The sequence below is a fragment of the Streptomyces sp. NBC_01283 genome (genome assembly GCF_041435335.1).
Taxonomy (GTDB): domain Bacteria; phylum Actinomycetota; class Actinomycetes; order Streptomycetales; family Streptomycetaceae; genus Streptomyces.
In genome coordinates this window covers 6,174,234-6,187,401 of the sequence record NZ_CP108430.1, presented here as the reverse complement: position 1 = coordinate 6,187,401, position 13,168 = coordinate 6,174,234, and the positions used below count along the sequence as shown (strand labels likewise).

Below are 13,168 nucleotides of genomic sequence, written 5' to 3'. Positions count from 1 at the left end.
GTCGCGGCGGGGGCTCGGGGGTGGTGCAGAGGCCCAAGCAGTAGGGCGCCGCCCGCAGACGCGGCCCACAGTTCGCCGGGATACCGTCGGGTGCATGCCAGCGCCAGAGCTCACGCACCGCCGACGCATGCTCGTCCTCGCGATCTGCTGCATGAGCCTGCTCATCGTCAGCCTCGACAACACCGTCCTGAACGTCGCCCTGCCCACCATGGCGCGGGAGTTCGACACCAGCATCTCGGGCATGCAGTGGACGATCGACGCCTACACCCTCGTACTCGCCGCACTCCTCATGCTGGCGGGGTCGACGGCTGACCGCGTGGGCCGCCAGAAGATCTTCAAGGTGGGGCTCGTGATCTTCACGGCCGCCTCCGTCGCCTGCTCCCTCGCCCCCAACCTCCCGTCCCTCGTGGCATTCCGCATGCTCCAGGCGGTCGGCGGCTCCATGCTCAACCCGGTCGCGATGTCGATCATCACCAACACCTTCACCGAGCCGCGCGAACGGGCCCGCGCCATCGGTGTCTGGGGCGGCGTCGTCGGCATCTCCATGGCCGCGGGCCCGATCATCGGCGGCCTCCTGGTGGACTCCGTCGGCTGGCGCTCCATCTTCTGGATCAACCTGCCGGTAGGCCTCGCGGCGCTGCTCCTCACCATCCGCTACGTCCCCGAGTCCCGCGCCCCCAAGGCCCGCCGCCCCGACCCCATCGGCCAGCTCCTGGTCATCGTGCTGCTCGGCGCCCTGACGTACGCGATCATCGAGGCGCCCACGGCGGGCTGGACATCACCACTGATCATCGCGTTCGCAGCCGCGTCACTCTTGGCCCTCCTCGGCCTCGTCGCCTACGAGCCGCGCCGCGCCGACCCCCTCATCGACCTGCGCTTCTTCGGCTCCGCGCCGTTCAGCGGGGCCACCGTGATCGCGGTCTGCGCCTTCGCGGCACTGGGCGGATTCCTCTTCCTCTCCACGCTCTACCTCCAGAACGTCCGCGGACTCAATGCCCTGCACGCGGGCGTATGGATGCTGCCGATGGCCGCCATGACACTGATCTGCGCCCCGCTGTCCGGCCGACTCGTCGGCAGCCGGGGCCCGCGCCTGCCGCTCCTGATCGCGGGGGTCACGATGACGGCTTCGGGGGTCCTGTTCGCCGCCTTCGACGCGGAGACCACGAACGCGACACTCTTCCTCGGATACGTCCTCTTCGGCCTCGGCTTCGGCTTCGTGAACGCACCCATCACCAATACCGCCGTCTCCGGAATGCCCCGCTCCCAGGCGGGCGTCGCCGCCGCCGTCGCCTCCACGAGCCGCCAGATCGGCCAGACCCTGGGCGTCGCGGTCATCGGCGCGGTGCTTGCCTCCGGGGTGGAATCCTCGTCGTACGCGGCCGCCTTCACGGAAGCGAGCCGCCCCGCCTGGTGGATCATCGCGGGCTGCGGCCTCGCGGTCCTGCTCCTCGGCGCGCTGACCAGCGGCCACTGGGCGAGGGAAACAGCACGCCGCACGGCGGAACGCCTGGAGGCCATGCCCCAGGGACGACGTGCGGGCACAGCACACCCCGATCAGCAGTCGGCCAGGCCGTGAGCTGAACGCCGGCAGCACGTCGATTCCACCCCAGCACTACGCTCGCGCCGTGACTGCGACGTGGGAATCCTCTGCATCAGGCGTACTTCGACTCCCTTCGGGCCGCCTCGTCCGCGGCCGAGGCCTGCGGCACCCCCTCCCGGACGGGCCGACGCCCGACTTCGCGCTGTACCTCCTGGGCAAGGAACCGCCCGCCGTGGCCTGGGAGTTCCGCTGGCTGCGCTGGCCCGACTTCCGCCTCCCCACCGACCGCACGGCGACGGCCACCGCCCTGCGCGAGGCACTGGAGCGAGCGGGGACCGAACGGGTCGAGGTCGCGTGCGGTGGCGGCCAGGGCCGTACGGGCACGGCGCTGGCATGCATGGCGGTCCTGGACGGCGTACCGAGCGGCGAGGCGGTGGCATACGTGCGTGAGCACTACGCGCCACGGGCGGTGGAGACGCCGTGGCAGCGGAGATTCGTGAAGCGCTTCGGCTGACGCGTTCCGCGCCCTCCCGGCGGCTCCGCTGCACGAGTTCACTACACGAGTCCGCTACACGAATTGCCCGGCAGAGGGCTCCCGCGGGACGGCAGCGGGGCCGTCGGACTCGGCGGGGTCGGCGGGGTCAGCGGGGTCAGCAGCGGGGCGGACCCCGCTCCGCACGGCGCCGACGCCCGCGCTCACCACGAGCAGCACGCCGACCGCGGGCGCGAGCCCGGGCATCTGGCCGAGCACGAACAGGCCGGCGAGGAGCGCGATGGCGGGCTCCACGCTCATCAAAGTGCCGAACGCCGAAGTGGTCAGCCGGCGCAGGGCGAGGAATTCGAGGACGAAGGGCAGGACGGCGCCCAGGAGAGCCAGGCCCAGCATGGCGGCCAGCAGCGGCCAGGTGACGCGGGCCAGCTCGGAGGGGGCCGCGACGAGCAGACCGATGATGCCCGCGACGGGCATCGAGATCGCAAGACCGTTCAGGCCGGTGACCGTGTCTCCCACGTGCTGGGTCAGCAGGATGTAGGCCGCCCAGCACCCCGCGGCGGCCAGGGCGAAGCCCGCGCCGACGGGGTCGATGCCGCCGTGCCAGGGTTCGGTCAGCGCCAGGACCCCGAGGGCGGCGAGGACGGTCCAGTACTTGCGCCCCCTGCCCGGGCCGTACAAGGACACCGCGAGCGGACCGAGGAACTCCAGGGCGCTTGCGGTGCCGAGCGGCAGGCGCGTCACGGCCAGCATGAAGAACAGCATCATGCCCGCGCTCACCGCGCCCAGCAGGGCGCACGCCCCCAGATTGCGGGCGGCGAAGTCCCGCAGCCGGGGACGGACCAGGATCAGGAGGAGAAGGCCCGCCCACCCCAGGCGCAGCCCCGTCGCGCCCAGGGCGCCGAGCTGTTCCGTCAGCGGGATCGACAGGGCCAGACCGAGCTGGATGGCGGACATGGACGTCACGGCCATCAGCCCTCCGGTCGCGGAGGTGGGCAGGCGTACGGGCAGGCGTACAGGTATGCGAGGTCCCGGCAGGTTCATGGTCGCAGTAGACGTGAGTCGAACCATTCGCGTCCACGTGCCGATTCCGAACGATCCGTTCGTGAATCATGGACAATACGGTGATGGAGACACGACGTCTGCGGATGCTGGTGGAACTGTCCCGGCTCGGTTCCATGCGAGCGGTGGCCGACACGCTGGGCACGACCACCTCGACGGTTTCGCAGCAGGTCGCCGCCCTGGCCCAGGAGATGGGCACCGCGCTGATCGAGCCGAGCGGACGCCGCGTACGGCTGACGCCCCAGGGCCGCCGTCTCGCCGAGCACGCGGGAACGATCCTCGCCGCCGTCGAGGCCGCGCGCCACGACCTCGCCCCGGAGGCCGAACCCAACGGCACCTTGCGCGTCGCCGGATTCGCCACCGCCATCCGCGAGCAGCTGCTGCCCGTCATCACCGGCCTCGCCGAGAGCCATCCGCGCCTCCGCGTCCTGATCCGCGAACACGAACCCGCCGAGGCGCTGCGGCTCCTCACCGAGGACGGCACGGATCTGGCCCTGACCTACGACTACAACCTGGCACCGGCGGCCGAGGACCCCGCCCTGCACACCACCGCCCTGTGGACCGCACGCTGGGGCCTGGGGGTCCCGGCCACGAAGGGCGTCCGGGAGGGGAGCACTCTGGAGGTCTTCGCGCAGTTCGCCGAGCACGACTGGATCGTCAATTCCCGCAATACGGCGGACGAGACCGTGATCCGCACCCTCGCCTCGATGGCGGGCTTCACGCCGCGCATCACCCACCAGGCCGACAGCCTCGACCTCGTGCAGGGCATGATCACCGCCAACCTCGGCGTAGGCCTCCTACCTGTCGGAACGGCGACTTTCCCGGCTGTGCGGTTCCTCCCACTGGCGGGCCCCGACGTCGAGCTGCGCGCGTACGCGGTCGCGGGGCATGGGCGCTTGAACTGGGCGCCGCTTGCCTTGGTCACCGACCTCCTGCTCGGACGGGCCTCTGCTGGCAGATAGCCCATGACAGATGACAGATATTGAAATCTGTCATCTGTCATGGCATGGTGAATGCATGCGTACTCTCACCCTCGGAACCACCGGCCCCCACACCTCCGCCCTCGGCCTCGGCGCCATGGGCATGTCCGCGCTCTACGGCGACGCCGACCGCGCGGAGTCCATCGCGACCATCCACGCCGCCCTCGAAGCGGGCGTCACCCTCATCGACACCGGCGACTTCTACGCCATGGGTCACAACGAGATGCTGATCGGCGAGGCCCTCCGCTCCGCCCCCGCCGCGCGCCGCGAACAGGCGCAGACCAGCGTCAAGTTCGGCGCCCTCCGCGACCCGGACGGCGGCTGGTCCGGGTACGACGGGCGGCCCTCGGCGGTCAAGAACTTCGCCGCGTACTCCCTCCAGCGGCTCGGCGTCGACCACATCGACGTCTACCGCATCGCCCGCATCGACCCGGACGTACCCATCGAGGAGACCGTCGGCGCGATCGCCGAGCTCGTCGAGAAGGGGCACGTGCGCCACATCGGGCTCTCGGAGGTCGGCGCCGACACGATCCGCCGCGCCGCCGCCACGGCCCCGATCTCCGACGTGCAGATCGAGTACTCGCTCATCTCCCGCGGCATCGAGGAGCAGATCCTGCCGACCGTCAGCGAGCTGGGCATCGCGATCACGGCGTACGGAGTCCTGTCCCGCGGCCTCATCTCCGGCCACTTCTCCCGTGACCGCAAGCTCGCCGCGAACGACTTCCGCTCCATGAGCCCCCGCTTCCAGGGCGAGAACCTAGACCGGAACCTCGACCTCGTCGACGCCCTCCGCAAGATCGCCGAGCAGAAGGGCGTCAGCGTCGCGCAGACCGCGATCGCCTGGGTGCTCGCGCAGGCCCCGCGGCACGACGCGACCATCGTGCCCCTGATCGGCGCCCGCCGCCGCGACCGCCTCTCCGAGGCACTCGGTGCGCTCGACGTGACCCTCGACGACGCCGACCTCGCCGCTATCGAGCAGGCGGTCCCCGCGGGCGCGGCAGCCGGCGCGCGCTACCCGGCCGCACAGATGGCACACCTCGACAGCGAGCACTGATCTCGTCCGGGTACGGTCACCTTCATGGCAACCGGCACCCTGACACCCGAGCGCATCCTCGAAGCCACGGAGGACATGCTGCGCCGCCATGGCGCGGCGAAGGCCACGGTGGTGGACGTGGCCCGCGCGCTGGGGGTCAGCCACGGCACGGTGTACCGCCACTTCCGTACGAAGGCGGAGCTGCGCGAGGCGGTCACGAAGCGGTGGCTCGACCGTACGACGGGCGAGTTGGTGCTGATCGTCGAGGACCGGTCGGTGTCCGCGGACGTCCGGTTGCGCCGGTGGATGTCGGCACTCTTCGCGGCCAAGCGTCGCAAGGCTGGTGACGATCCAGAGCTGTTCGCCACGTACTCGGTGCTGCTCGGCGAGAGCAGCACCGTGGTCGCGACACACATCGGGGAGCTGGTCGGCCAGCTTGAGGTGATCATCGTGGAGGGCGTGCAGCGGGGCGAGTTGACGCCCGCGCACCCGGATCCGGCGATGGCCGCCCGAGCGGTCTTCGACGCCACCAACCGCTTCCACGACCCGGCCTACGCGGGGGAATGGTCGAAGCCCGACATCGAATCCGCCTTCACGGCAGTGCTCGACCTGGTGGTACGCGGCCTACGCCCCTGAAGCGAATTGCAGGTTCTTCCCGCCGGGCGCTTGGGGCGTCAGCCTGACCAGCCTCACCGCCGCCCGGCAGTGGGCCCGCTGACCTGCCGACCTGCCGAGCTGCCGAGCTGCCGAGCTGCCCGCGACGAACGCGTACTTCGCCGCTCGCTCATCTTCTTGCCTGGGGTTCGATCGTGGGATTTCGCTGCAACTGACCAGCCGGTCGCCAGCCACTCGCGGCCTGAGGGGCCGGTGGGGCCGGTGGGGCCGGCCGCGGGCACCGGCTCTACTTGGCCCGGGCACCGGCTCTAGTTGGTGGTGTGGGTGGGGTAGACCTGGACGTCGGTGTAGGCGCCCTTGATGTCTCCTGCGGCCGCGGGCCAGTCCAGGGTCACGGTGTGGGTCTCGTTGGGGGGCGTCACCAGGATGTTGGTCGGGGACGTGAGGCTGTTGCCGCTGTTGTCGATGGTGTAGGCGAGGTTGAAGACGGCGGCGTCGCCGGGCTTGAGGGTGGTGACGCGGGGCTGGGCGGGGCCGCGCTCGATGGGGTTGGAGGTGTGGTCGGCGTCCTTGATGTCGACGCCCGCGAAGCCGGTCGCCGAGCAGGTGGTCGAACCCCGGTTGATCATGGTGATGTTGATCCTGCCGGAGGTCTCGTCGGGCGCGGCGTCGACTGCGTCGATGGCCAGGTCCTCGGTCTTGCAGAAGGTGACCTTGGTGCTGGTCTGCTTCGCGTTGTTGGCGGCTGCCTCTGCCGTGGTGTCCTTCCCGGAGCCCGCCTTGGCGGCGTTGCCGGCCGTCGAGCCGCCGGAGCCCGAGCCGCCCTCCGCCTTCGCGCCGCCCTCCGCAGACGAGGACGAGGACGAGGAGCCCTTCGCGGATGAGTCGTTTCCGGAGTCGCCGTTGCCGCAGGCGGTGAGGGAGAGGCCCGCGGCCACGGTCAGGGCCGCGGCGGCGAAGCGCAGGTTGCGGCGGCGGTTTCCACGGATGGTGGTGGTGGAGCGCATGGCGGATCCTCCGGTGAGTAGTGGGTGGTGCTCCCTCCTCGGGAACAGCACCCACTCTGTTGGAGGCCGCTACTGCCCAGTTGCCGTCCCGCTAACGTCCGCCTAACGGAGATCACCCGCACCCGATCAAGGGGGTGCGCGGCAGCGTCACCGGGATGGGGTCCTGCATGAAGCCCGCGCGGATGTTGCCGTCGACCGGGTTGAACGACGTCGCGGCGACGCGGATCCGGACCTCCCCGGCCGCGGGGACCGGGAGTTCCACGTCCCCGGGCGAGCCCGACGAGTATCTGCTCCGACGGTGCCGGACCTCGCTGCTGCTCGATCCGGCTGTAGTAGTCGGCCGACATCCCGGCCAGCGCCGCCACTTCCTCGCGCCGCAGCCCGCCGGTACGGCGCCGCCGCCCGCGGGGAAGTCCGAGGTCCTCCGGCTGCGACGCCTCACGACGCGTACGGAGAAAATCCGCCAGCAACGCCCGGTCCATCGTCGGGCCTCCTCTGTTCGACAGGCCAATCCTGACGCGAACCGGGAACCTGATGAAGGGTGGTTCGAACCGCGGACAAGTTGTCCCTGGCCAGTGCCATGACGCCAGTTGTATCGAGATGTCCTAGAGTCGCCGCATGCGACGGAGGACGGGGCTGGCGATCACCGCGGCCGGGGCTGTGGCCTTGGCCTGGGGCGAGTGGGTGAACTGGCGCTGGTCCCGGGCTCTCACGGGAAGCGGCGGGGGTGGCTCCGAAGCCGGGTCCGAGGCCGTGGTCGTGCTGGGGTTCCGAAACCCTCGGGCGACGGCGAACTTCATCAATCGCTGGCGGGTCCGTGCCGGGATTCGTTCCATCGCCGCCGACCCCGCGTGTGACACCCGCCTGATCTTCAGTGGCGGTGCGACCAGCGGCGGTGCTACGGAGGCCCAGTTGATGGCTGACTACGCACAGGGAGTGCTCGCGTACGACGGGCCGGTGCTTCTCGAGGACAAGAGCGCGACGACGTGGGAGAACATCACGAACGTGATCCCCCTGCTGGAGGACGCAGACCGCATCAAGATCGCCTCCCAGCCCGCTCACGCGCTCAAGGCCCGCGCGTACCTGCGGCGGCAGCGCCCTGATCTTGCCGAGAGGCTCGTGTGTGCGGATGACTACCGACCCGGTGAGTGGCTGGTCGCCAAACCGCTGCTGGCCCTGTACGGGCTGTGGACCCTGCGCGGCCTTCAGGGCGACCGAACCGTAGAGGACGGCTGAAGACGCTGAAGGAGGCTGAAGGCCACCGTGTCAGCGCCGCCCCAGGAGTCCTACGGCACCGACGGGTCCACCGTCGCCTGATGTTCCTCCGCGAGGTGTTCCTCCGCGAGGTGTTCCTCCGCCTTCAGCCACGGCAGGAACTGGACCCGTTTCCCCCATCCGCATGTGTCGCAGCTCAACTGCCGCTGCACTCCCGCCTTTTGCAGGTGCACCACATGCTCGCGCCCGTGCTGGTCCCATCTGCTGACCTTGCTCGTGGTCATCGAAGGCATGGCGAACAGTGTGCAGCAGAAGCCCCCGGTTCCGTGCACGGAACCGGGGGCTTCTTTCAAGCTTCACTCAGCGGGCGGCCGAGTGGAAGCCACGCGTCAGCAGCCCACCAGGCGCGAGGCGAGGTAGCCCTCGATCTGGTCGAGGGAGACCCGCTCCTGCTTCATCGAGTCACGCTCGCGCACCGTCACCGCGTTGTCGTCCAGGGTGTCGAAGTCGACCGTCACGCAGTACGGCGTGCCGATCTCGTCCTGGCGGCGGTAGCGGCGGCCGATGGCGCCCGCGTCGTCGAAGTCGATGTTCCAGTTCTGCCGCAGGGCCGTCGCCAGGCCCTTGGCCTTCGGCGAGAGCTCCGGGTTGCGGGAGAGCGGCAGGACCGCGACCTTCACCGGCGCGATGCGGTGGTCGAAGCGCATGACGGTCCGCTTCTCCAGCTTGCCCTTGGCGTTGGGGGCCTCGTCCTCGATGTACGAGTCGAGGAGGAACGCCAGCATGGTGCGGCCGACGCCCGCCGCGGGCTCGATGACGTACGGGGTCCAGCGCTCGCCGGCCTCCTGGTCGAAGTAGGACAGGTCCTGGCCCGACGCCTTGGAGTGCGCGGAGAGGTCGTAGTCCGTGCGGTTGGCGACGCCTTCCAGCTCGCCCCACTCGCTGCCGCCGAAGCGGAAGCGGTACTCGATGTCAGCGGTGCGCTTCGAGTAGTGGGAGAGCTTCTCCTTCGGGTGCTCGAACCACCGCATGTTCTCCTCGCGCAGGCCCAGGCCGGTGTACCAGTTCCAGCGCTGCTCCATCCAGTACTCCTGCCACTTCTCGTCCTCGCCCGGCTTGACGAAGAACTCCATCTCCATCTGCTCGAACTCGCGGGTCCGGAAGATGAAGTTGCCGGGCGTGATCTCGTTGCGGAAGGACTTGCCCATCTGCGCGATGCCGAACGGCGGCTTCTTGCGCGAAGTCTGCTGGACCTGGCCGAAGTTGGTGAAGATGCCCTGTGCGGTCTCGGGGCGCAGGTAGGCGACGGAGCCGCTGTCCTGCGTGGGGCCGAGGTGCGTGGAGAGCATGCCGGAGAACTGCTTGGGCTCGGTGAACTGGCCCTTGGTGCCGCAGTTGGGGCAGTTGACGTCGGCGAGCGACTCGGGCGGACGGCCGTGCTTGGCCTCGTACGCCTCTTCCAGGTGGTCGGCGCGGTGGCGCTTGTGACAGGAGAGGCACTCGGTCAACGGGTCCGAGAACGTGGCGACGTGACCCGAGGCCTGCCAGACCTCCGTGGCCAGGATCACCGACGAGTCGATGCCGACGACGTCCTCACGCGAAGTGACCATGTAGCGCCACCACTGGCGCTTGAGGTTCTCCTTGAGCTCGACGCCGAGCGGCCCGTAATCCCAGGCGGCACGCTGGCCGCCGTAGATCTCACTGCACGGGTAAACAAAGCCACGGCGCTTGCTCAGGCTGACGATGCTGTCGATCTTGTCGGCGGCCACGGTGCTCTCTTCATTACGACGGTGGGCGAAGCGAATGCTTCAGGTTACCGGCGGCCTTACCCCCCTAATCAAATCGGTTCCGGATCGGAGCCCGGAGCGACCTCTGATCAGAGCCCGGAGCGGCCTCCGATCGGGGCCCGGAGCGGCCTCTCGCCGGGGTCCGCGGCGAGAGCTAGTTGACAATCGTTTCCAGATTTGTTGAAAATGAGTGTCATGAACGTACGTCGCCTCATACCCACCGCAGCCGTCGCCTCCGCCACGGTTCTCGGCCTCACGGCCCTGACCGCCTGCTCGTCCTCCAGCGCCGCGGACAAGAACGGTGACGGCAAGCTGAACGTGACGGCGTCGTTCTATCCCATGCAGTACCTGGCCCAGGAGATCGGCGGCGACCACGTCTCCGTGGACACCCTGACCAAGCCGGGCGTAGAGCCGCACGACCTGGAGCTCACCCCGAAGCAGACCGCCTTCCTGGGCGAATCGGACTTCATCCTCTACCTCAAGGGCATCCAGCCCGCCGTCGACGACGCCATCGGCCAGTCCGGCGTGAAGAACACCGTGGATGCCGCGAAGCTCACCACGCTGGAGAAGCACGGCACCGGCGTCGGCCACGACCACGGCCACGACGAGGGCGAAGAGCACGCCGAGGAAGACGCACACGAGCACGGGGGTGAGGGCGAAGCCGGTACCGACCCGCACATCTGGCTCGACCCGGTGAAGTACGCCGAGGTCGCCGAGGGCGTCGGCAAGGCGATGGAGAAGGCCGACCCCGACCACGCGGCGGCGTACAAGAAGAACACCAAGGCCCTGGTCAAGAAGCTGGACGCCCTGAACACGAAGTTCGAGGACGGCCTGAGGAACACCAAGTCCAAGACCTTCATCACGACGCACTCCGCCTTCGGCTACCTCGCCGAGCGCTACGGCCTGGACCAGGAGGGCATCTCCGGCGTCGACCCCGAGTCGGACCCGAGCCCCGCCCGCATCAAGGAGCTCCAGGACATCGCCAAGAAGGACAAGGTCTCCACGGTGTTCTTCGAGACCCTCGCCAGCGACAGGACCGCGAAGACCCTCGCGGACGACGCGGGCCTCAAGACGGACGTCCTGGACCCCCTGGAGGGAATCACGGACAAGTCCAAGGGCGATGACTACATGGGGGTCATGGAGTCCAACCTCGCCGCGCTGCAGAAGTCCCTCGGCGCGAAGTGAAAGAACCGCTAGCAGCATCGGAGGCGCCCGCCATGGAAGCCATGGAAGCGACTGAGCCCGCCCCGCCCGTCATATCCGTACGGGCGGCCACGGCCACCCTCGGCGCGCGCCCGGTGCTGCGCGGCATCGACCTCACCGTCAGGCCCGGCGAGGTCGTCGCCCTGCTCGGCGCGAACGGCTCGGGCAAGTCGACCGCCGTCCGCTCCGTGATCGGCCAAGTCCCCCTCACCGGCGGCGGCATAAGCCTCTTCGGCACCCCCCTGAAGCGCTTCAGGCAGTGGGCCCGCATCGGCTACGTACCGCAGCGCACCACGGCCGCGAGCGGCGTCCCCGCGACGATCCGCGAGGTCGTCTCGTCGGGCCGTCTCTCGCGCACGAAGCTCACGAAGCTGGGCTGGACGTCGAAGGCGGACCGCGCGGCGGTCGACCGGGCCATCGGGCTGGTCGGTCTCGCCGACCGCGCCAAGGACTCCGTGAGCGCCCTCTCCGGCGGCCAGCACCAGCGCGTCCTCATCGCCCGCGCGCTGGCCTCCGAGCCGGAGCTGCTGATCATGGACGAGCCGATGGCGGGCGTCGACCTGGCCAGCCAGGAGATCCTCGCGCAGACCCTGCGCGAGCAGGTGGCGGCCGGTACGACGGTCCTGCTCGTCCTGCACGAGCTCGGCGCCCTGGAGCCGCTGATCGACCGCGCGGTCGTCCTGCGCGACGGCTGCGTGACCCACGACGGTCCGCCGCCCAAGGCCACGGGCCAGCACGCGCTGCCCGGCCACGACCACGTACATCCGCACTCGGCCGACGAGCACGAGCCGATCCGCACGGGACTGCTGACCTGATGATGGAAATCTTCCAGACCGAATTCATGCAGCGGGCGCTGATCGCCGCCGTCCTCGTCGGCATCACGGCCCCCGCCATCGGCATCTACCTCGTCCAGCGCCGCCAGGCCCTGATGGGCGACGGCATCGGCCACATCGCCATGACGGGCGTCGGCCTCGGCTTCCTGCTCAATTCGAGCCCGGTGTGGATGGCCACGCTGATCTCGGTCGTCGGCGCGGTGACGATGGAGCTGATCAGGGCGTACGGGAAGACGCGCGGCGACATCGCCCTCGCGATGCTCTTCTACGGCGGCATGGCGGGCGGTGTCCTGCTGATCAACCTCTCGGACACCGGCTCCAACGCGAACCTCTCCTCGTACCTCTTCGGCTCGCTCTCGACGGTCTCGGACTCCGACGTCACGGCGATCTGCCTGCTCGCGGCCTTTGTGGTGCTCGTCACGGTCGGTCTGCGCAAGCAGTTGTTCGCGGTGAGCCAGGACGAGGAGTTCGCACGGGTCACGGGGCTGCCGGTGCGGGCGCTGAACCTCCTGATCGCGGTCACGGCCGCCGTCACGGTCACCGTCGCGATGCGCGTCGTCGGGCTGCTCCTGGTGAGCGCGCTGATGGTGGTGCCGGTGGCCGCGGCCCAGCAGATCACCCGCTCGTTCAAGGTGACGTTCATCCTGTCGGTGGTCATCGGCACGGCCGTGACGCTGTCCGGCACCGTCACGTCGTACTACCAGGACGTGCCGCCCGGCGCGACCATCGTCCTGATGGCGATCGGCGTCTTCGTCGTCCTGACGGCGCTCGCGACGCCGCTGGCCCGGCGCCGGGCCCGTTCCGTGGCCGCCGCCGACGCGACCTGCACGGCCGGCGTCCCCGCGGCGCGGCGCCCTGCGGACGAGGTCGACGAGGTCACTGTCTGAGATCGAGCTGGCACAATGGCCCGACGGGATATGACAGATGTGCGGGCGATCGTGCGAGTTTTCAGTTGAGGAGGCACCTGTGACAACGGCTGCGGGACCCCCGGTACGAGGCCGATCCACCCGGCAGCGCGCCGCGGTGGCGGCGGCCCTGGGCGAGGTGGACGAGTTCCGCAGTGCGCAGGACCTGCACGACATGCTCAAGCACAAGGGCGATTCGGTGGGCCTGACCACGGTCTACCGGACGCTCCAGTCCCTCGCCGACGCCGGCGAGGTCGACGTGCTCCGCACCGACGAGGGCGAGTCGGTGTACCGCCGCTGCTCCACCGGCGACCACCACCATCACCTGGTCTGCCGGGTGTGCGGCAAGGCGGTCGAGGTCGAAGGCCCGGCGGTCGAGAAGTGGGCCGAGGCGATCGCCTCCGACCACGGGTACGTCGACGTGGCGCACACCGTGGAGATCTTCGGCACCTGCGCGGAGTGCGCGAAGAAGTGACCTGAACGCACGCATGTGGGGCC

Annotated in this window: 15 protein-coding genes and 1 pseudogene; 10 read left to right on the top strand and 6 right to left on the bottom strand. The window is 69.6% G+C overall.

The genetic code is table 11. From position 1 onward, the window contains the following. The first annotated feature begins 94 nt into the window (after positions 1 to 94). Together OG302_RS27990 and OG302_RS27985 are read left to right on the top strand one after the other, a co-directional pair. Complete coding sequence (locus tag OG302_RS27990) at positions 95 to 1,576, top strand: MFS transporter (RefSeq protein ID WP_371529289.1); 1,482 nt, start codon at positions 95 to 97, stop codon at positions 1,574 to 1,576. A 49-nt stretch (positions 1,577 to 1,625) separates the two neighbouring features. Continuing rightward, positions 1,626 to 2,054, top strand: a complete 429-nt coding sequence (locus OG302_RS27985; protein ID WP_371529288.1) for a protein-tyrosine phosphatase family protein — start codon at positions 1,626 to 1,628, stop codon at positions 2,052 to 2,054. A gap of 54 nt (positions 2,055 to 2,108) precedes the next feature. On the opposite strand, the gene OG302_RS27980 is transcribed toward OG302_RS27985, so the two are convergent. Then, on the bottom strand, positions 2,109 to 3,074 hold the full coding sequence (locus tag OG302_RS27980) for a DMT family transporter (protein ID WP_371529287.1): 966 nt from the start codon (positions 3,072 to 3,074) through the stop codon (positions 2,109 to 2,111). Between the two features lie 83 nt (positions 3,075 to 3,157). On the opposite strand from OG302_RS27980, the gene OG302_RS27975 reads away from it, so the two are divergent. Genes OG302_RS27975 through OG302_RS27965 form a run of 3 tightly spaced genes read left to right on the top strand, consistent with a single transcriptional unit; the run spans position 3,158 to position 5,741 of the window. Continuing rightward, positions 3,158 to 4,054 (top strand): LysR family transcriptional regulator, encoded by an 897-nt coding sequence (locus tag OG302_RS27975; protein WP_371529286.1) that lies wholly within the window; start codon positions 3,158 to 3,160, stop codon positions 4,052 to 4,054. A gap of 55 nt (positions 4,055 to 4,109) precedes the next feature. After that, positions 4,110 to 5,126: an aldo/keto reductase gene (locus OG302_RS27970; RefSeq protein ID WP_371529285.1), complete on the top strand. Its 1,017-nt coding sequence runs from the start codon at positions 4,110 to 4,112 to the stop codon at positions 5,124 to 5,126. Between the two features lie 24 nt (positions 5,127 to 5,150). Then, on the top strand, positions 5,151 to 5,741 hold the full coding sequence (locus tag OG302_RS27965) for a TetR family transcriptional regulator (protein WP_361827976.1): 591 nt from the start codon (positions 5,151 to 5,153) through the stop codon (positions 5,739 to 5,741). Positions 5,742 to 6,028: 287 nt separating this feature from the next. Here the strand turns inward: OG302_RS27965 and OG302_RS27960 are convergent, their stop codons facing one another. The 3 genes and pseudogenes from OG302_RS27960 to OG302_RS27950 all read right to left on the bottom strand — a co-directional run. Beyond that, entirely contained in the window at positions 6,029 to 6,727 is a 699-nt protein-coding gene (locus tag OG302_RS27960; protein ID WP_371529284.1) for a DUF4232 domain-containing protein, read from the bottom strand. A gap of 112 nt (positions 6,728 to 6,839) precedes the next feature. Beyond that, positions 6,840 to 6,989 carry a hypothetical protein gene (locus OG302_RS27955; RefSeq protein ID WP_371750402.1) on the bottom strand — a complete coding sequence of 50 codons (150 nt, stop codon included), beginning with the start codon at positions 6,987 to 6,989 and terminating at the stop codon, positions 6,840 to 6,842. Position 6,990: 1 nt separating this feature from the next. Next, positions 6,991 to 7,209, bottom strand: a pseudogene (locus OG302_RS27950) (helix-turn-helix domain-containing protein); the annotation flags it as partial. A 136-nt stretch (positions 7,210 to 7,345) separates the two neighbouring features. On the opposite strand from OG302_RS27950, the gene OG302_RS27945 reads away from it, so the two are divergent. Beyond that, positions 7,346 to 7,963 carry a YdcF family protein gene (locus tag OG302_RS27945; RefSeq protein WP_371529283.1) on the top strand — a complete coding sequence of 206 codons (618 nt, stop codon included), beginning with the start codon at positions 7,346 to 7,348 and terminating at the stop codon, positions 7,961 to 7,963. A gap of 50 nt (positions 7,964 to 8,013) precedes the next feature. Here OG302_RS27945 and OG302_RS27940 read toward each other — a convergent pair whose 3' ends face one another. Together OG302_RS27940 and OG302_RS27935 are read right to left on the bottom strand one after the other, a co-directional pair. Further along, positions 8,014 to 8,235 (bottom strand): hypothetical protein, encoded by a 222-nt coding sequence (locus OG302_RS27940; RefSeq protein WP_371529282.1) that lies wholly within the window; start codon positions 8,233 to 8,235, stop codon positions 8,014 to 8,016. Positions 8,236 to 8,331: 96 nt separating this feature from the next. Beyond that, positions 8,332 to 9,711 carry a glycine--tRNA ligase gene (locus tag OG302_RS27935; protein WP_351160301.1) on the bottom strand — a complete coding sequence of 460 codons (1,380 nt, stop codon included), beginning with the start codon at positions 9,709 to 9,711 and terminating at the stop codon, positions 8,332 to 8,334. Positions 9,712 to 9,924: 213 nt separating this feature from the next. On the opposite strand from OG302_RS27935, the gene OG302_RS27930 reads away from it, so the two are divergent. The 4 genes from OG302_RS27930 to OG302_RS27915 are packed head-to-tail and all read left to right on the top strand — an operon-like array spanning position 9,925 to position 13,145. Further along, entirely contained in the window at positions 9,925 to 10,914 is a 990-nt protein-coding gene (locus OG302_RS27930) for a metal ABC transporter substrate-binding protein (RefSeq protein ID WP_371529281.1), read from the top strand. A 41-nt stretch (positions 10,915 to 10,955) separates the two neighbouring features. Continuing rightward, the gene (locus OG302_RS27925; protein WP_371529280.1) at positions 10,956 to 11,747 is read left to right on the top strand and encodes a metal ABC transporter ATP-binding protein; all 792 of its coding nucleotides are present in this window, start codon (positions 10,956 to 10,958) and stop codon (positions 11,745 to 11,747) included. 2 nt (positions 11,748 to 11,749) lie between these two features. Then, on the top strand, positions 11,750 to 12,652 hold the full coding sequence (locus OG302_RS27920; RefSeq protein WP_371750252.1) for a metal ABC transporter permease: 903 nt from the start codon (positions 11,750 to 11,752) through the stop codon (positions 12,650 to 12,652). Positions 12,653 to 12,689: 37 nt separating this feature from the next. Continuing rightward, positions 12,690 to 13,145 (top strand): transcriptional repressor, encoded by a 456-nt coding sequence (locus OG302_RS27915; RefSeq protein ID WP_361827995.1) that lies wholly within the window; start codon positions 12,690 to 12,692, stop codon positions 13,143 to 13,145. Positions 13,146 to 13,168 lie beyond the last annotated feature (23 nt).